Origin of the sequence: Micromonospora sp. NBC_01740 (assembly GCF_035920365.1) — a bacterium.
Classification (GTDB): domain Bacteria; phylum Actinomycetota; class Actinomycetes; order Mycobacteriales; family Micromonosporaceae; genus Micromonospora; species Micromonospora reichwaldensis.
The window spans coordinates 3,017,851-3,033,921 of sequence record NZ_CP109150.1 but is presented as its reverse complement, the minus strand read 5'-3'; the positions used below and the strand labels follow the sequence as shown (position 1 = coordinate 3,033,921).

General features: G+C 75.0%; 17 protein-coding genes and 1 pseudogene. 8 read left to right on the top strand and 10 right to left on the bottom strand.

Features of this window, described 5'->3' with window-relative positions:
• Window positions 1–55 precede the first annotated feature (55 nt).
• The 5 genes from coaD to OG989_RS14265 form a co-directional block, all read right to left on the bottom strand.
• The gene (coaD, locus tag OG989_RS14285; RefSeq protein WP_132232638.1) at window positions 56–544 is read right to left on the bottom strand and encodes a pantetheine-phosphate adenylyltransferase; all 489 of its coding nucleotides are present in this window, start codon (window positions 542–544) and stop codon (window positions 56–58) included.
• Window positions 541–1,104, bottom strand: a complete 564-nt coding sequence (gene rsmD / locus OG989_RS14280; RefSeq protein ID WP_151455412.1) for a 16S rRNA (guanine(966)-N(2))-methyltransferase RsmD — start codon at window positions 1,102–1,104, stop codon at window positions 541–543. Before rsmD ends, coaD begins: the two co-directional genes overlap by 4 nt.
• Window positions 1,105–1,251: 147 nt before the next feature.
• On the bottom strand, window positions 1,252–2,166 hold the full coding sequence (locus OG989_RS14275; protein ID WP_327030762.1) for a serine hydrolase domain-containing protein: 915 nt from the start codon (window positions 2,164–2,166) through the stop codon (window positions 1,252–1,254).
• Window positions 2,167–2,208: 42 nt separating this feature from the next.
• Complete coding sequence (gene recG / locus OG989_RS14270; RefSeq protein WP_327030761.1) at window positions 2,209–4,410, bottom strand: ATP-dependent DNA helicase RecG; 2,202 nt, start codon at window positions 4,408–4,410, stop codon at window positions 2,209–2,211.
• Window positions 4,407–6,023, bottom strand: a complete 1,617-nt coding sequence (locus OG989_RS14265) for a DAK2 domain-containing protein (protein WP_327030760.1) — start codon at window positions 6,021–6,023, stop codon at window positions 4,407–4,409. The genes recG and OG989_RS14265 overlap by 4 nt, the downstream gene beginning before the upstream one ends.
• A gap of 293 nt (window positions 6,024–6,316) precedes the next feature.
• On the opposite strand from OG989_RS14265, the gene rpmB reads away from it, so the two are divergent.
• Complete coding sequence (gene rpmB, locus OG989_RS14260) at window positions 6,317–6,508, top strand: 50S ribosomal protein L28 (protein ID WP_011905179.1); 192 nt, start codon at window positions 6,317–6,319, stop codon at window positions 6,506–6,508.
• A 201-nt stretch (window positions 6,509–6,709) separates the two neighbouring features.
• Here the strand turns inward: rpmB and OG989_RS14255 are convergent, their stop codons facing one another.
• Window positions 6,710–7,177, bottom strand: a complete 468-nt coding sequence (locus OG989_RS14255) for a GNAT family N-acetyltransferase (protein ID WP_327030759.1) — start codon at window positions 7,175–7,177, stop codon at window positions 6,710–6,712.
• Between the two features lie 29 nt (window positions 7,178–7,206).
• Entirely contained in the window at window positions 7,207–8,145 is a 939-nt protein-coding gene (locus OG989_RS14250; RefSeq protein WP_327030758.1) for a thiamine-phosphate kinase, read from the bottom strand.
• 125 nt (window positions 8,146–8,270) lie between these two features.
• Here OG989_RS14250 and OG989_RS14245 point away from each other — a divergent pair, with 125 nt between their 5' ends.
• Window positions 8,271–8,504, top strand: coding sequence for an Lrp/AsnC ligand binding domain-containing protein (locus OG989_RS14245; RefSeq protein WP_132232626.1), 234 nt, complete (start codon window positions 8,271–8,273; stop codon window positions 8,502–8,504).
• On the top strand, window positions 8,505–9,155 hold the full coding sequence (locus tag OG989_RS14240; RefSeq protein ID WP_327030757.1) for a DUF3515 family protein: 651 nt from the start codon (window positions 8,505–8,507) through the stop codon (window positions 9,153–9,155).
• A gap of 137 nt (window positions 9,156–9,292) precedes the next feature.
• Here OG989_RS14240 and OG989_RS14235 read toward each other — a convergent pair whose 3' ends face one another.
• Entirely contained in the window at window positions 9,293–10,399 is a 1,107-nt protein-coding gene (locus tag OG989_RS14235) for a D-alanine--D-alanine ligase family protein (RefSeq protein WP_327030756.1), read from the bottom strand.
• A 200-nt stretch (window positions 10,400–10,599) separates the two neighbouring features.
• Here OG989_RS14235 and OG989_RS14230 point away from each other — a divergent pair, with 200 nt between their 5' ends.
• From OG989_RS14230 to OG989_RS14220, 3 genes and pseudogenes are all read left to right on the top strand, one after another.
• The gene (locus tag OG989_RS14230; RefSeq protein ID WP_327030755.1) at window positions 10,600–11,766 is read left to right on the top strand and encodes a tetratricopeptide repeat protein; all 1,167 of its coding nucleotides are present in this window, start codon (window positions 10,600–10,602) and stop codon (window positions 11,764–11,766) included.
• A gap of 28 nt (window positions 11,767–11,794) precedes the next feature.
• Window positions 11,795–11,980: pseudogene (locus OG989_RS14225) on the top strand (tetratricopeptide repeat protein); the annotation flags it as partial.
• A gap of 3 nt (window positions 11,981–11,983) precedes the next feature.
• On the top strand, window positions 11,984–13,069 hold the full coding sequence (locus tag OG989_RS14220; RefSeq protein ID WP_327031161.1) for an ATP-binding protein: 1,086 nt from the start codon (window positions 11,984–11,986) through the stop codon (window positions 13,067–13,069).
• Window positions 13,070–13,182: 113 nt separating this feature from the next.
• On the opposite strand, the gene OG989_RS14215 is transcribed toward OG989_RS14220, so the two are convergent.
• The gene (locus OG989_RS14215; RefSeq protein WP_121396133.1) at window positions 13,183–13,401 is read right to left on the bottom strand and encodes a hypothetical protein; all 219 of its coding nucleotides are present in this window, start codon (window positions 13,399–13,401) and stop codon (window positions 13,183–13,185) included.
• 279 nt (window positions 13,402–13,680) lie between these two features.
• Between OG989_RS14215 and OG989_RS14210 the strand changes: the two genes are divergently transcribed.
• Both OG989_RS14210 and OG989_RS14205 read left to right on the top strand, forming a co-directional pair.
• On the top strand, window positions 13,681–14,526 hold the full coding sequence (locus OG989_RS14210; RefSeq protein ID WP_327030754.1) for a helix-turn-helix domain-containing protein: 846 nt from the start codon (window positions 13,681–13,683) through the stop codon (window positions 14,524–14,526).
• Between the two features lie 4 nt (window positions 14,527–14,530).
• Window positions 14,531–14,731 carry a DUF397 domain-containing protein gene (locus OG989_RS14205; protein ID WP_121396135.1) on the top strand — a complete coding sequence of 67 codons (201 nt, stop codon included), beginning with the start codon at window positions 14,531–14,533 and terminating at the stop codon, window positions 14,729–14,731.
• Between the two features lie 238 nt (window positions 14,732–14,969).
• On the opposite strand, the gene OG989_RS14200 is transcribed toward OG989_RS14205, so the two are convergent.
• Window positions 14,970–16,022 (bottom strand): ROK family protein, encoded by a 1,053-nt coding sequence (locus OG989_RS14200; RefSeq protein ID WP_151457844.1) that lies wholly within the window; start codon window positions 16,020–16,022, stop codon window positions 14,970–14,972.
• Window positions 16,023–16,071: the final 49 nt, after the last annotated feature.

Genomic DNA, 16,071 nt, shown 5'->3' with positions numbered 1-16,071 from the left:
CCACGGCGCAGTCCCCGCCGGGCACGGTGCCGGCGGGAACTGCGGCCCCGGGCGGTCAGTCGCGCGACGGCGGGACGAGCCGGGCGCTCAACTCCTCGCGGACCCGGTCGGGCACGTGGGCGGAGATGTCGCCGCCCCACTTCGCCACGTCCTTGACCAGGCTCGAGGAGAGGAACGAGTAGAGCGGATTGGTCGGCATGAACAGGGTCTCGACGCCGGCCAGGCCGATGTTCATCTGCGCCATCTGCAACTCGTAGTCGAAGTCGCTGACCGCCCGCAGGCCCTTGATCAGGACGCTCGCCTGCTGCGCCCGACAGAAGTCGACAAGCAGGCCGCGGAACGACTCGACCCGGACGTTGTCGTAGGAGGCGGTCACCTCGCGGAGCATGTCGATCCGCTCCTCGACGGTGAACAGGCCGCTCTTCGACTGGTTGACCAGCACGCCCACGATCACCTCGTCGAACAGCCGGCTCGCCCGGCCGACGATGTCGAGGTGCCCGTTGGTGACCGGATCGAACGAGCCGGGACACACCGCACGTCTCATGATCGGCGACCGTACCAAAGGGTCGTCTCGCCGTAGCGCCGGCTGCGCTCGCCGGTGATGCCCTGCACCCACCCGACGGGCCCCGTGCGGCTGGACCGCTCCACCACCACCAGGGCGTCCGGGGCCAGCCAGCCGCCGTCGACCAGCGCGACGAGCATCGCCGTGATCTCCGTGTCCGGCACCGCGTAGGGCGGGTCGGCGAAGACCACGTCGTACGGGTCGCCGTCCGGGCCGGCCGCCAGCACGGTGGCGACTTTGCCGGTGACCAGCCGGGCGGCCGGGGCGGCGCGCAACGCGGCCACGTTCTCCCGGACCACCCGGGCCGCCCGGGGGTCGGACTCCACCAGCAGCACGTGCGCGGCCCCCCGGGAGAGGGCCTCCAGGCCGACCGCCCCGGAGCCGGCGTAGAGGTCGGCGAAGCGGGCGCCGGCCAGGTCGACCTCGGCCTGCACGGCGCTGAACAGCGCCTCGCGCACCCGGTCCGACGTGGGCCGGGTGCCCGCGCCGGGCGGCGCGGCGATCCGCCGCCCGCCAAGGGTTCCGGCCACGATCCGGGTCACCGTCGCTCCCTGCCCATGCCCCGACGCTACGCGACGGCCCGGCCGGTGGACGAAGCACCCGAGGCGACGAGCGGACCCGCCACGACCTGTCGGCCCCGCCGGCCCGCACCGCGGCACGCCCGCCACCCGGTCGGCGTCCGCACCCGATCAACGCACCTCGGGAGGACCGAGCACCGACGTGACCGTGACCGGGTCGACCTCGGCCTGGTTGGTCAGCAGCACGAGCCGCTGGTCCGAGTCGGGCAGCCAGGCCGCGAACGCCTTGTAGCCGCCGTTGTCCCCCGAGTGGTGCAGCGCCCGCCTGCCGGCCAGCGGGCCGACGAAGAACCCGTAGCCGTACGCCTCCCCGGGCCGGCCGGTGGGCGCGTGCGCAGCGGTCATCGCCGTCACCGAGGCCGGGGCGAGCAGCCGGCCCCGGCGCGGCACGTCGAGCCAGGTGAGCAGGTCCGTCCCGGTGCACCAGACGTCACCCGCGCCCATGCCCACGGTCGCCAGGTCCCAGGACGGCACCGGACGGCCGCCCTCGTGTCCGACCGCCACGTCCGGCCGTCCGTCGCCCGCACCGGCGAAGCTGCCCGTCATGCCCAGCGGCGCGAAGACCTCCTCGGCGAGGAACTCGGCGTACGGCCGGTCGGCCGCGCGCTCGACGGCCCGGGCCAACAGCACGTAGCCGGGGCTGCTGTAGTGCCACCCGGCTCCGGGCCGGAACAGCGGCGGCACCGCGGCGAACGAGCCGAGCAGGTCGTCCGGCTCAGCCGGGTCGGCGAGATCGACCGCCGGGTACTGCTCCCAGTGGCCCAGGCCCGAGGTGTGGGTGAGCAGGTGGTGCAGCGTGATGCCGGACCATTCCGGCGGCGGGCCGGGCAGCCAGCGCACGACCGGATCGGACAGGCTCAGCGCACCCCGCTCGGCGAGCAGCAGCACCGCCGCGGCGGCCATCTGCTTGCTGATCGAGGCGATCTGGAACCGGGTCCCGGAAGCGCAGTGGACACCGGTGCTCCGATCGGCCACCCCGGCGACCTGTTCCGTCACGATCTCGTCGCCCCGGGCCAGCAGGAGCACGCCACTGTCTAATGAGGATGCCGACATCCTTCGAAGCCTAGATCAGCCCTTCTCCAGGTATTCGGCGCGTTCCTCGTCGACCAGGGCCGCCACCGACGCGGCCAGCGCCGGGTGCCGGGCCAGCTCCGGGTCCTCCTCGACCAGGGCGATCGCCTCGGCCCGGGCGTCGCGGATCAGGTCGGCGTCGCGCAGCAGCGAGAGCAGCCGCAGGTGCGAGCGGCGCCCCGACTGGGTGGCGCCCAGCACGTCGCCCTCCCGGCGCTGCTCCAGATCCAGCTCGGCGAGCTTGAACCCGTCGGTGGTGGAGGCCACCGCGTCGAGCCGCTCCCGCGCGGGCGTGCCCTCCAGCGCCTCGGTGACCAGCAGGCAGAGCCCCGGGGCGGAGCCCCGGCCGACCCGGCCGCGCAGCTGGTGCAGCTGGGAGACGCCGAACCGGTCGGCGTCGAGCACGATCATCACGGTCGCGTTCGGCACGTTGACGCCCACCTCGACCACGGTCGTGGCGACCAGCACGTCGAGGTCGCCGGCCGCGAAGGAGCGCATCACCGCGTCCTTCTCGTCGGCCGGCAGCCGGCCGTGCAGCACGCCGATGCGCAGGCCGTGCAGCGGCCCCTCGGCGAGCAACGGCGCCACCTCGGTGACCGCCATCGGCGGCCGCCGCCCGTTGTCGTCCTCCGGCGGCGGCTCCTCCTCGCTCGCCGGCCCCTCCCCGATGCGCGGGCAGACGACGTACGCCTGGTGCCCGGCGGCCACCTCCTCGCGCACCCGGCGCCAGGCCCGGTCCAGGAAGGCCGGCTTCTCGGCGACCGGAACCACGTGCGAGGCGATCGGCGAGCGGCCCTGCGGCAGCTGGGAGAGCGTGGAGGTCTCCAGGTCGCCGTAGACGGTCATCGCCACCGTGCGCGGGATCGGGGTGGCCGTCATCACCAGCACGTGCGGCGGCTGCTCGGCCTTGGCGCGCAGCGCGTCGCGCTGCTCCACGCCGAAGCGGTGCTGCTCGTCGACCACCACCAGGCCGAGGTCGGCGAAGTCGACGCCCTCGTAGAGCAGGGCGTGGGTGCCGAGCACGATGCCGGCGGCGCCGCCGGCGACCTCGGCCAGGGCCCGCCGCCGGGCCGCCGCGCCCAGCGAGCCGGTGACCAGCTCGACCCGGGTGGCGTCGTCGGCCGCGCCCAGCTCGCCGGCCCGCCCGAGCGGCCCCAGCAGGTCGAGGATGCCCCGGTGGTGCTGCGCGGCGAGCACCTCGGTCGGGGCCAGCAGCGCGGCCTGCCCGCCCGCGTCGACCACCTGGAGCATCGCGCGCAGCGCGACCACCGTCTTGCCGGAGCCGACCTCGCCCTGGAGCAGCCGGTGCATCGGGTGGGCCGTGGCCAGGTCCGCCGCGATCTCCACGCCCACGTCGTGCTGGCCGGGCGTCAGCTCGTAGGGCAGCCGGGCGTCGAAGGCGTCGAGCAGGCCGCCGGGCTTCGCCGGGCGGGGCCGGGCCGGCGAGGCGGCGGCGCGGTGCTTGCGCTGCACCAGGGTGAGCTGCACGGCGAAGGCCTCGTCCCACTTGAGCCGGTGCCGGGCCCGGTAGAGCGCCTCCTTGCTGGTCGGCCGGTGGATCTCGCGCAGCGCCGTGCCGATGCCGCCCAGGTTGCGGCTCGCCCGCAGGGTCGCGGGCAGCGGATCCTCCGGCGCGGTGAACGTGTCCAGCACCACCCGGACGCAGCGGGCGATCACCCAGGTGGGCACCGCCGCGGCGGCCGGGTAGACCGGGATCAGCGCGCCCGCGAACTCCTCGATCTCCTCGTTGGCCGCCGCCTCGCCGTCGCCGCCCTCGCCGAGCAGGACGTACTCCGGGCCGTTGAGCTGCCGCTTGCCCCGGAACTCGGTGACCTTGCCGGCGAAGAGCCCCCACCGGCCGGGGCGCAGCTCGCGCTCGCGCCAGGCCTGGTTGCCGAAGAAGGTCAGGGTCAGGGTGCCGCCCGAGCCGTCGCCGACCGTCACCTCCAGCAGGTTGCCCCGGCGCTGGCGCATCGGGCGTACGGCGGTGCGCTGCACCTGGGCCAGCACGGTGGCCTGCTCGCCGACGTCGAGCGACCGGATGTCGGTGTGCTCGCCGCGCTCGTCGTAGCGGCGCGGGAAGTGGTAGACCAGGTCACCGGCGGTGTGCAGGTCGAGGTGCCCGGCGAGGGCCTTCGCGGTCTTCTCGCCGACCAGCTTCTTCAGCGGCGTGTCCATCGTGGCCGGCTCGGACGTCATTCGACCCCCACCAGGAGTGGATAGTGCGGCTGCCCGCCCGGATAGGCCTGCACCTCGACGAACGGCCAGCGCCGCCCGACGTGCTCGCGGACCGCGTCCGCCAGCCCGTCGGGAGCGTCCGCCCCCGAGAGCAGGGTCACCAGCTCACCGCCGCCGCCGAGCATCCGGTCGACCACGGCGGCGCAGGTGTCGGTCAGGTCGGACCCGATCAGGTGCACCTCCCCCTCCACCAGCGCCAGCACGTCGCCGGGACGGCAGGGGCCGGCGACGGTCAGCGCCTCGCGGCGGGCGTAGCAGACCTCGGCGTAGCGGCACGCGCCGGCCGCCTCGGCCATCGCGATCACGTCGTCGGCGAAGCGCCGCCCCGGGTCGCGTACGGCGAGGGCGGCCAGCGCCTGCACCGGTGAGCGGGTCGGCACCACGCTGACCTTCACGCCGAGCCCGTGCGCCTCCCGGGCGGCGGCGTTCGCCACCGCCTGCGTGTCGGGGTCGTTGGGCAGCACCACCACGCGGGCCGCCCCGGTGGCGCGGATCGCGTCCAGCAGCTCGCCGATCGACGGGTTGCCGGGCACCACCGTCGCGCCCTCGCCGGCGAACAGCTCGGCGATGCCCGCGCCGGCGGCCACCACCACGGCGGCCCGCCCGTCCGCCGCCGCGGGGGGCGACACCGGTGCGGTCTGGTCGGCGAAGCGGGTCACCGAGATGCGGTGCGGCCGGCCGGCCACCACGCCCGCCTCGATGGCCGCGCCCACGTCGTTGACGTGCACGTGCACGTTCCAGGTGCCCGTGCCGGCGTTTCCGTCGCCGACGACCACCAGCGAGTCACCCAGGGCCGCCAGCTCCTCCCGCAGCCGGGCCACCGCCTCCGGCCCGGCGTCGAGCAGGAACTGCACCTCGTACGCGTACTCCTCGGAACCGGTCTCGCGCACGGCGGTGGCCGGCGGGCGGACCGGGCGCGGCGCGGGCGCGGGACGCTCGGGGCTCTCGCCGGTCACGACCTCGACCAGGGCGTCGAGCAGCAGGCACAGGCCCTGGCCGCCGGCGTCCACCACGCCAGCGCGGGCCAGCGCCGGAAGCTGCTCGGGGGTGCGCGCCAACGCGTGCGCCGCCCCGCCCGCCGCCGCCCGGACGACCGCCCGCAGGTCGTCGCTGTCGGCCCGCTCGGCGGCGTGCGCCGCCGCGGCGACGACGCTGAGCAGCGTGCCCTCGACCGGGCGGGCGACCGCGGCGTAGGCGGCGGCGGTGCCGTCGCGCAGGGCGGCAGCCAGCTCGCGCCCCCGCACGGCGGGCGCGGCGGCGACGGCGTCGGCGAAGCCGCGCAGGATCTGCGACAGGATCACCCCCGAGTTGCCCCGCGCGCCCAGCAGCGCGCCCCGGGCCATCAGCCGCAACGCGTGCCCGTGCGCGGTGGGCCCGTCCTCCGGGAGGGTGCCGAGGTCCATCGCGAGCGCCTGCTGGGCCGAGGTGAGGGTGAGCACCATGTTGGTGCCGGTGTCGCCGTCGGGCACCGGGTAGACGTTCAGGTCGTCGATCTCGCCCTGGTGGCGCTTGAGCGCGACCAGCCCGCCCGCGCACCAACGGCGGACCGCGGCGGCGTCGAGGGTGTCCAGCACGGCGAGAAGCCTACTGGCGCGCACCGACACGCGCCGGGGTCGACGCGACTCCCACGGCGTGTCCGGCAGCCGCGGCGCACCCACTATCCTCGTGGCGTGTCCCCAGGTGCGGCGATGCCGCGGGGGCGGGTGCGGGCCGGGCGACCGGGACCCGCGTCGCGCGGTGCCGGCCCCACCTCGGGCCTGCGTCCGGGGCCGGTTGGTCGGGTCCCGGGTCATCGGGTAACCTGGCCAGGTTGCCCGGGCTGCGCCTGGCGGCGACCTCATGAACGTTTCAATCCCAGGAGTATCCCGTGGCTAGCGTGTGCGACGTCTGTGGCAAGGGACCGGGCTTCGGCCACAACGTGTCCCACTCGCACCGGCGGACCAACCGCCGCTGGAACCCGAACATCCAGTCGGTGCGTACCCCGGCCGGTGGCGGCAACACCAAGAAGTTGAAGGTCTGCACCTCCTGCATCAAGGCGGGCAAGGTCACCCGCGCCTGACGCGGTAGGCCCCAGCTTCACACTCGTCATTGCCGGCGGGCCGTTGCGGTCCGCCGGTTCTGTCGTGTCCGGCGACGCTCCCCCGCCGACGCCCGTCCGCGCACGGGCCGTGCCGGCGCCGAGGTCCGGAACGGCCCCCGGCGCGAGACGGGGCCGGCGGCCCTCGGCGCGCCGAAACGGGTCAGGGCACGCGCGGAACGGTCAGAGCGTGCGGGCGAAGGAGATGCAGCCCGGGGCGTCGCGGTAGAAGCCGAAGTTCGGGATGCGCTCGTAGCCGGCCGCCGTGTACATGGCGATGGCCTCCGGCTGCTTGTCGCCGCACTCCAGGACGATCCGCTTGCGCCCGTGCTCCCGCGCGGAGCGCTCCACCGCCGCCAGCACCGCCCGGGCCACGCCCCGGCCCCGGACCGCCGGCGCGGTGTACATCCGCTTCAGCTCGGCGGTGTCACCCTCGTCACCGTGGCTGCGCCAGCCGCCGCAGCCGACCGGCTCGCCGCCGAGGTGGGCGACGAGGAAGGCGCCGGCGGGCGGCGCGAACTCGCCCGGGTCGACCGGGGTCTCGTCGCCGCTGCCGCCGTACCGGGCACCGAGGTCGGCCAGCGCGGCGCGGATCAGCCGCTGCGCCACCAGCGAGTCGAAACGCTCGGCCCGAATCTCGATCTCACTCACGGAGTAAAGGGTACGACGCCGATCGGGCCTTACCGAAAGTGGTCCCAGCCAGCGGGTCCGTCGTACGGCCGCCCGTCGACCGTGACACCCGAGCCCTCCGTCACCCGCCCGATCGGCCGCCAGTCGTCCGGCAGCGCCACCGCCGACGGGAAGGTCGCGGCCAGCGCGTGGTCCTCGCCCCCGGCGAGGAGCCAGGAGTACGGGTCGACGCCGAGCGCCTGGGCGGCGTCGCGCATCTGCCGGGGCACCTCGAAGGCGTCCCGGCGCACGTCCACGGCGACCCCGCTCGCCTTCGCCACGTGCCCGACGTCGGCCAGCAGCCCGTCCGACACGTCGATCATGGAGGTGGCGCCGAGCCGGGCGGCGTGCGGCCCGGCCGCGTAGGGCACCTCGGGCCGCCGGCAGGCCTCCACCAGCAGCCGGGGCGTACGGAAGCCCCGGGAGAGCACGGTCAGCCCGGCCGCCGCGTACCCGATGCGGCCGGCCAGGGCCAGCACGTCACCGGGCCGCGCGCCGGAGCGCGTCACCGGCGGCCGGCCACCCAGGTCGCCGAGGGCCGTGACCGCGATGGTCAGCGTCGGACTGCCCGACATGTCCCCGCCCACCACGCTCGCGCCGACCTTCGCCGCCTCGGCGGCCAGCCCGTCGGCGAGCTCCTCGGCCCACGCGGGATCCAGCTCGGGCGGCATGCAGAGCGCCACCAGCAGCGCGGTCGGCTGCGCCCCCATCGCGGCGATGTCGGCCAGGTTCGCCGCCGCCGCCCGGTGGCCGACGTCACGCGCGCTGGACCAGTCCCGCCGGAAGTGCCGCCCCTCCACCAGCACGTCGGTCGAGGCCGCGACCCGGCCGTCCGGGGCGGCCACCACCGCCGCGTCGTCCCCCGGGCCCAGCAGTACCGTCGATCCGTACGACAACCGGGCGGTCACCCGGTCGATCAGGCCGAACTCGCCGATCCCCGCGACGCTCATGCCGCTCCTCCGCCGTGCTGCTCGCTCACCGCTTCTCCTTGACCACCGATAGGGATCAGACCTGGTCCGTAAGGTACTTTCTCCCTTCGGGCCGCTCCAGGGCGGCGACGGACGGAGGTCGAGTCGTGGTACAGGCGTACATCCTCATCCAGACCGAGGTCGGCCGGGCGCGTGACGTGGCCGGTCTCATCTCGGACCTTGCCGGCGTGGTACGCGTCGACGCCGTCACCGGGCCGTACGACGTGGTCGTGCTCACCGAGGCGAAGACCGTCGACGAGCTCGGCAAACTCATCGTCAGCAAGGTGCAGATGGTGCCCGGCATCACCCGCACCCTCACATGTTCGGTGGTGCGCCTGTAAGTGGACAAGATCACTGACTCTCCCGTGACCGATTCCGCCCAGCCGGACGAGGTGACCCCCGACCGCCCGACCCGCGACCGCACGACACGCGGCGCCGCGCTGGTCGCCACGCTGATCGCGCTGCCGGTCACCGTGCTGGTGGGCGCGTTCGCGTTCGCCCAACTCTCCCCCGACGAGCGGGCCGAGCCGGCCGCCACGCCGAGCGCGACCGCCACGAGCGCCGGGCCGCGCTCCACCGCCCCGGTCGAGATGGCCGCGCCGGCGCTGGCCGAACGGCCCGCCACGGTCTGCCGCGCCCTGCTCTCCCAGTTGCCGCCCACGGTCAACGACCTCGCCCAGCGCCCGGTCACGGCCGGCCCGGAGCAGAACGCCGCGTACGGCGACCCGGCGGTCACCGTCGCCTGCGGCGGGGCCACGCCGGCCGTCGACGACACCGACCACGTCTGGACGGTCAACCGGGTCTGCTGGTACGCCAGCGAGGAACGCGACGCCACCGTGCTCACCACCATGGACCGGGAGACCGCCGTCACGGTCCGCGTGCCGCACTTCTACGGGCAGGGGTTGCAGTGGGTCGCCCCCGTCTCGGACACGATCGTGGCCTCCGTGCCCTCCGTCGCCGCCGCCGACACCCCCAGCGGCTGCCGGACCTGACACGGTCTCCGCACCCGGCCCGCCTCGCGTGCGCGGGGCGGGCGGTGGGAAGGGCACCTTCCCGTGCGTCAGGCGTCAGGAGGGTGGCCTTCCTGTGCGTCAGGCGTCAGGAGGGCGCCCTTCCCGGCGCGAGCGGCTCAGTGCAGGCCGACGCCGCGGTGCAGGGCGGTGCGGATGAGGCGGTTGACCAGCTTCGGGTACTCCAGCCCGGACGCCGCCCACATGCGCGGGAACATCGACGTCGGGGTGAAGCCCGGCATGGTGTTGATCTCGTTGAGGTAGACGTCCAGCTCCGGGGTGACGAAGAAGTCGACCCGGGCCAGGCCCGCGCAGTCGAGCGCGGTGAAGGCGCGGGTGGCGTACTCCCGGATCTGGCGGGTCACCCGCTCCGGCAGGCCGGCGGGGATGTCGTACTCGCAGGCGGACTCGGAGTCGATGTACTTCGCCTCGAAGTCGTAGAAGTCGTAGTCCCCGACCACCCGGACCTCGGCCAGCACGGACGCCTCCGGCGCGCCGCCGGCCTCGCCCTCCAGCACGCCGCACTCGATCTCGCGCCCGACGACCGCACCCTCGACGAGCACCTTCGGGTCGATCTGCCGGGCGGTGGCGACCGCCGCGTCGAGGTCGGCCCAGTCGTCGACCTTGCTGATGCCGAACGACGAACCGGCCCGGGACGGCTTCACGAAGACCGGCAGGCCGAGCCGCTCCTTGTCCGCCTCGCTCAACGTCATCCCGTTGCGCAGCACCGCGTACGGGCCCACCGGGATGCCCTCGACGGCGCAGAGCTTCTTGGTGAACTCCTTGTCCATGGCGGCGGCGGAGGCGAAGACGTTCGCCCCGACGTACGGGATGCCTGCCATCTCCAGCATGCCCTGGATGGTGCCGTCCTCGCCGTACGCGCCGTGCAGCACCGGGAAGACCACGTCGACGTCGGCGAGCGCCCTGGGCCCCTCGGTGGGGTCGAGCACCATGAGCCCGTTGCCGGTCGGGTCGGCCCGCAGCACGATGTCGGTGCCGGACTCGGCGGTGATCTCCGGCAGCCGGCGCGCGTTGATCGCCAACTGACCGGGGTCGCCGCTGGTCAGCACCCACTGGCCGGCCCGGGTGATGCCCACCGGCACCACCTCGAACTCGTCCGGGTCGAGGGCGCCGAGAACACTGCCGGCGCTGACGCAGGAGATGCCGTGCTCCGGGCTGCGGCCGCCGAACACGATCGCCACGCGGGTCCTGCCTGGGGTGGTCACTGCGTCACCTCTTCGTACGCGACTGCTCCGGTCGTGGCGCTCACCCGGTTGACCTTACTGTGCGTGGTGAGCGCCGACAGCCGATACCCGGGCAGAGGCGGGCGGCAGCGCAACCGGTCGACACGGCGTGTACGGGTGGTGACGGGCACCCGGCCGCCGTCGCGCGTCGTTAGGGTGGGCGCCGGACGGGGGAGGCGACCATGGACACCAGGGACGGCCGTGTCATGCGGGCCCGGATGCTGCTGGAGGTCGGGCGCTGGCCGGACGCGTTCCACGAGCTGAGCCGGGTGCTGCGCGAGTGCCCCGACGACGTCGAGGCGGGCTGCCTGCTGGCCCGCTGCTACGACCTGGCCGGGGACCCACCCGGCACGGTGGCCGCCACCGGGCGCGTCCTCGCGGTCGCGCCCGGGCACGAGTGGGCGCTGCGGCAGCGGGCGATGGCGCTGGTGGCGATGAGGCGCAGGCGGGAGGCGCTGCTGTGCGCGCGGGCCGCGGTGGCCGCCGCGCCACACGAGTGGCGGACCCACGCGACGCTGACCGAGGTGCTGCTGCACCAGCCCGGTGTCCGGGCGCTCGTGTTCGCCCGGGACGCGGCGGACACGGTGCTCCGGCTGGCGCCGGACGAGGCCGACGCCCACGTCGTCGACGCGCAGGTGTGCCTGCGGGCCGGCGAGCTGACCCTGGCCCGGCGGGCCTGCGTACGCGCGCTGGAGCTGGACCCGCAGAACCAGGCGGCACTGCACGACCTCGCGGTGGTCGACCTGCGCCGGGAACGCCTGGGCCGCGCGGGTCGGGGCTTCAGCGCCGCGCTCGCCCTCGCCCCCGGCGACCGGACCACCGGCACGGCACACGGCCAGGGCGCCCGGGCGGTCCTGTGGCGTCTCTACGACGTCCTCGCCGCGGCCACGGTGGGGCACCTCGTGGTCTTCGCGCTGGTCGCGGGCACGCTCGGGCCGTGGCGACGGCCGCTCGCCCTCGGCGCGGCGGTCCTGCTCCTGGCCGCCTTCGCCCTGCTGTTCCGGTGGGTGTGGCGCGCCCAACCGCTCGCGGTCCGGCTGAAGGTGCGGGCGGACCGCCGCCAGCCGGCGGTGCTGCTGTGGGCGGCGGCCGTGGTCGCCGCGGCGGTCGCCTCGGTCCTCAGCGGGTACCGGCCGGCGGAGGACTCCGTCGCTGGCAACCTCGCGATCCTCGGGGTGATGATCACTGTCGTCACGTTGGCGGTCCGGCTCTACGGGCTGGTGACCGGCTGGGTGTCGACCGTCGTCGTGCGGCTGCTGTACCGGACGGCGCTGCTGCTGCACGGAGGGCGGCGGCGGACGGGCCGCCGGGGCGACGCGGCCGGGGCGGGGGCGGGGGCACGAGGGTGAGCGGAGCGGCGGGAACGGTCGCTACGCTGCTGCACCTATGAGCTCCGACGCCCTCATCGACAGCCTGCTGGCCGCCCTCGACGGCCGCCCCGACGACCTGCCGCTGCGGCTGCACCTGGCCGGGCTGCTGCTCGACTCCGGGCGGGGGCCGGAAGGGATCGCGCAGATCGGGCAGGCGCTCGCCCGGGACCCGGGCAACGAGCAGGCCCAGGCCCTGATGCAGCGGGCGCTCGGCGTGGCCGTACCCCCGCCGGCCCCGACGACGCCGCAGCGGCCCGCGCCCGCCGCCGGGCCCGGCGGCCCCGCCACGACCGCCGACGACGACCCCCTCGCGGCCTACGAGCAGGAACTGGCCGACGTGGTGCCGCCGCGGTTCGCCCGCGCCGGCGACGAGCCGGAGCCGGTCGCCGGCCACTCCGACCGGGTGTACGACGTGGAGGCCTCCGGCATCCGGCTGGCCGACGTGGGCGGCATGTCGGCGGTCAAGGAGCGGCTGGAGCTGGCCTTCCTCGGCCCGTTGCGCAACCCGGAGCTGCGCAGGATGTACGGCAAGAGCCTCCGTGGCGGCCTGATGCTCTACGGCCCGCCCGGCTGCGGCAAGACGTTCCTGGCCCGGGCGGTCGCCGGGGAGATGGGCGCGAAGTTCATCTCGCTGTCCATCGTGGACGTGCTCGACATGTGGATGGGCAACTCGGAACGCAACCTGCACGAGCTGTTCCAGGCGGCCCGCCGCAACGCGCCCTGCGTGCTCTTCCTGGACGAGGTCGACGCGCTGGGGCACAAGCGCTCGCAGGTCGGCTCCAGTTCGATGCGGACGCTGGGCAACCAGCTGCTGGCGGAGCTGGACGGGATGGAGGGCAGCAACGAGGGGGTCTTCGTGCTGGCCGCCACCAACACCCCGTGGGACGTCGACCCGGCGCTGCGCCGTCCCGGGCGGCTCGACCGGGTGGTGCTGGTGCTGCCGCCGGACGCCGAGGCACGCCGCGCCATCCTGGAGTACCACCTGCGGGAGCGGCCGATCGCGGGGATCGACCTGCGGAAGATCGTCGCGGCCACCGAGGACTACTCGGGCGCCGACCTGGCCCACCTCTGCGAGACGGCCGCCGAGTTCGCGATGGCCGACTCGGTACGCACCGGCGAGGTGCGGATGATCGAGCACCGGGATCTGGAGCGGGCGGTCAAGGAGGTCCGGCCGTCGACGAAGCCGTGGATGGCCACCGCCCGCAACGTGGCGATGTTCGCCAACGAGGGGGGCGTCTACGACGACCTGGTCGCCTACCTGAAGCGGCGCCGGATGCTGTGACGCGGACGGCCCGGCGGGGCGCCGGGCCGCGCCTCCCGCCGGGCCGGGCCGCCTGCCGGGCGGCCCTCCCACCCGGCGGGGCCGCCTCCTGCGACGCACCGCCCTCGGCGGCGTCAGCCGCGCGCGTGCCGCCGGCCGATGGCGATCACCTTGACCCGCTGCCGGCCGGCCCGCACCATGCCCAGCGCCATGAACGCGCCCGCGATCCGGTCCGCCGCCTCGCGGCTGCTCGCCCCGACCACCTGACGGCGGCGCTCGGGGCAGTTGCGTTCGTCGCGTCCGGCGCCCTCGGCCGGCCGCACGTCGGTGAGCACCACCAGGAACCGCGTCATCGGTGCCCGCCGGGGCGGTCGGCGCGAGCCTGTCGGGCAGTAGGCACGTCGATCCCCTTCCGGCTGACGGGCCACGGGGCGTGGCACGCGGCGATCGGGTACGGGGGAGAAACCCGATCGCCGCGCGCCCCTTCCCCTCCGGTCGCTCACCACCGCCGTCGCCACGACAACCGGCAGTGAGGACGCGATGACAGACTGACATGTCTACAGCCATGAATGCAACTCTCATCGACGTTCTCTCATCTACACGTTCCCGGGAAGATGTGCGACGATCGATGCATGGCTCCGAAGACCGCCCGTGCCCGGCGACTGGGCATCGCGCTGCGCACCCACCGGGAAGCCGCCGGCCTCACGCTGGAGGCGGCGGCGGACGAGATCAGCAGCACCCGCAGCACCCTGTCCCGCTACGAGAACGCGCAGACGCTGGTCAGCCCCGCCACCGTGCGCGCCCTGCTCACCCTCTACGGGGTCGGTCCGGACGAGGTGGCCGCCGCCGTGCAGCTCGCCAAGGACGCGCGCAAGCCCGGCTGGTGGGTGTCCTACTCGCACCTGCTGGACCGGCGCACCATCGACTTCATCGCGCTGGAGGCCGAGGCCACCGGCATCGCCAACTTCGAGCCCTCGGTGGTGCCGGGGCTGTTGCAGACCGCCGACTACATCCGGGGCGTGATGCGCGGCGGCCCGCACACCCTGCGCGACGACGAGGTGGAGCAGCGGGTCCAGTTCCGGCTCGACCGGCAGCAGCGGCTCATCAGTGACCAGCCGCCGATCCTGGACGCCATCATCGACGAGGGCGCGCTGCTGCGGCCCGTCGGCGACCGGTCGGTGATGGAGTCGCAGCTGCACCACCTGGTCAAGATGGGCGAGCTGCCCAACATCACGGTCCAGGTGATCCCGCTCGCCGCCGGCTACCACCGGGGCACCCGGGGCTCGCTGCACATCCTGGAGTTCGCAGACCCGGAGGACCCGATCATCGCCTCGGTCGAGACGGTGGCCGGGCAGATGGTCCTCGACCGGCCGGGCGACCTGCGTACCTGCACCAAGATCATGGAGCACCTGCGGACCGTCGCGCTCAGCCCGGCGGACAGCCGCGACCAGCTCCTCCAACTCCTGAAGGGACGGTAGGACCATGACACCGACGATCAGCGCGGCGCTGGCCGTGGCGCGGTGGCGCAAGAGCAGCCGCAGCGGCGACGAGGGGGCGTGCGTGGAGATGGCGGTGGTCCCGGGCACGGTCGCCGTCCGCGACTCCAAGGACCCGTCCGGCCCCGCGCTGCTCTTCCCGCCGGCCGCCTGGGCCGCCTTCGTCGGGGCGCCGCCCGGACACTGACCCCTCCCTCCGGGGGCGCCGGCGCGCCCGCTGACCCGTCGCGCCGGCGCCCCGCCGGCGGCGGTCCCACCGATGGGAGCCGGTGGGGCCGTCGCCCTGCGGGGTCGGACCCGACGGGCGACGATCGGCCGCACCGCCTCGCATTGGAGGCGGGCGCAGTGCCCTCGCCCGGCGGGGAGGCGGGCGGGTCAGCCCGGCGGGGAGACGGACGGGTCAGCCCGGCGGGGAGACGGGCGGGTCAGCCCGCGACGACCGGGCGGGGCGCGGGGCCGGCGCGCAGCGCCTCCAGCGCCGCGATGGCCACGCCCCGGGCGCCGGCCATGTCCCGCTCGGGCACCAGGGCGAAGGTGGCCGACGCGGCCTGCTCCTCCCGCAGCACCGTGTGCTCCCGCACCGTCGCGAGGAACCAGTCCCGGAACTCCGGGGCCGCCTCCACCACCCCGCCCCCGACGAAGTACGCATGCGGATCGGTGAAGTTGGCCGCCACGGTGAAGAGTCGACCCAGCGCCATCGCCTGTTGGGTGAACACCTCCCGGGCCAACGCGTCGCCGCGCTCGCCGTAGCCCCGGACCAGCTTCGCCGCCCGCTCCGGCGGCTCGGCGGCCAGCGGATGGTCCGGAAAGCGTCCCAGCCAGTACGGCAGCAGGTTCCGCCCGATGGCGGTCAGCGAGGCGACGCTCTCGGCGTCCCCTGCGAAGCCGCAGGCGCACGTGGGCACCGGCTGGTCCGGCGCGAGCAGCCCGGTCAGCGGGATGTGCACGTGTCCCAGTTCGCCGGCCATCCCGGCCGCCCCGGCGACCACCCGGCCCGCCTCGACCACACCGCCGCCCAGCCCCGTGCCGACGATGGCCGACACCGACGAGCGGCGCATCGCCTCCGCGCCGAAGTGCGCGTGGTGGGCGTAGAGCGCGGCGGCGTTGCCGTCGTTGTGGTAGAGCACCGGCAGGCCGAGCCGCCGTTCCAGGGCCGTCCGCACGTCGTAGCCGCGCCAGGCCGGCTGGGAGAAGTTGGTCGACCCGCGCGAGGAGATCACCCCGGTGGCGCTCGCCGGCCCCGGCGTGTCCAGCCCGACCGCGCGCACCGCCGTGCGGGGCACCCCGGTCAGCGCCAGCACCCCGTCGAACGCACGGGCCAGCGCCTCGATCGCCGCCGCCGGGCCGGCGCGTACCTCGCTCGGGTTCTCCACCAGGCCGTCCACCAGGAACCGGCCGTCCACGGTGAGCACCGTGGCGTTGTTGCTGGTCCCCCCGTTGTCCAGCCCGACGACCACCGGCACGTCCGCACCACCCACGACAACCCGCCTTCCGCCGCCACGCCTGCCGTGAGGCTAGTTCCCCTTC

Coding starts and splice junctions, on each gene's coding strand:
- coaD (WP_132232638.1), bottom strand. CDS start 544: ATGAGACGTGCGGTGTGTCCCGGCTCGTTCGATCCGGTCACCAACGGG.
- recG (WP_327030761.1), bottom strand. CDS start 4,410: ATGACGTCCGAGCCGGCCACGATGGACACGCCGCTGAAGAAGCTGGTC.
- OG989_RS14250 (WP_327030758.1), bottom strand. CDS start 8,145: ATGAGCGTCGCGGGGATCGGCGAGTTCGGCCTGATCGACCGGGTGACC.
- OG989_RS14230 (WP_327030755.1), top strand. CDS start 10,600: ATGGACACCAGGGACGGCCGTGTCATGCGGGCCCGGATGCTGCTGGAG.
- OG989_RS14220 (WP_327031161.1), top strand. CDS start 11,984: ATGCAGCGGGCGCTCGGCGTGGCCGTACCCCCGCCGGCCCCGACGACG.
- OG989_RS14215 (WP_121396133.1), bottom strand. CDS start 13,401: ATGACGCGGTTCCTGGTGGTGCTCACCGACGTGCGGCCGGCCGAGGGC.
- OG989_RS14210 (WP_327030754.1), top strand. CDS start 13,681: ATGGCTCCGAAGACCGCCCGTGCCCGGCGACTGGGCATCGCGCTGCGC.
- OG989_RS14205 (WP_121396135.1), top strand. CDS start 14,531: ATGACACCGACGATCAGCGCGGCGCTGGCCGTGGCGCGGTGGCGCAAG.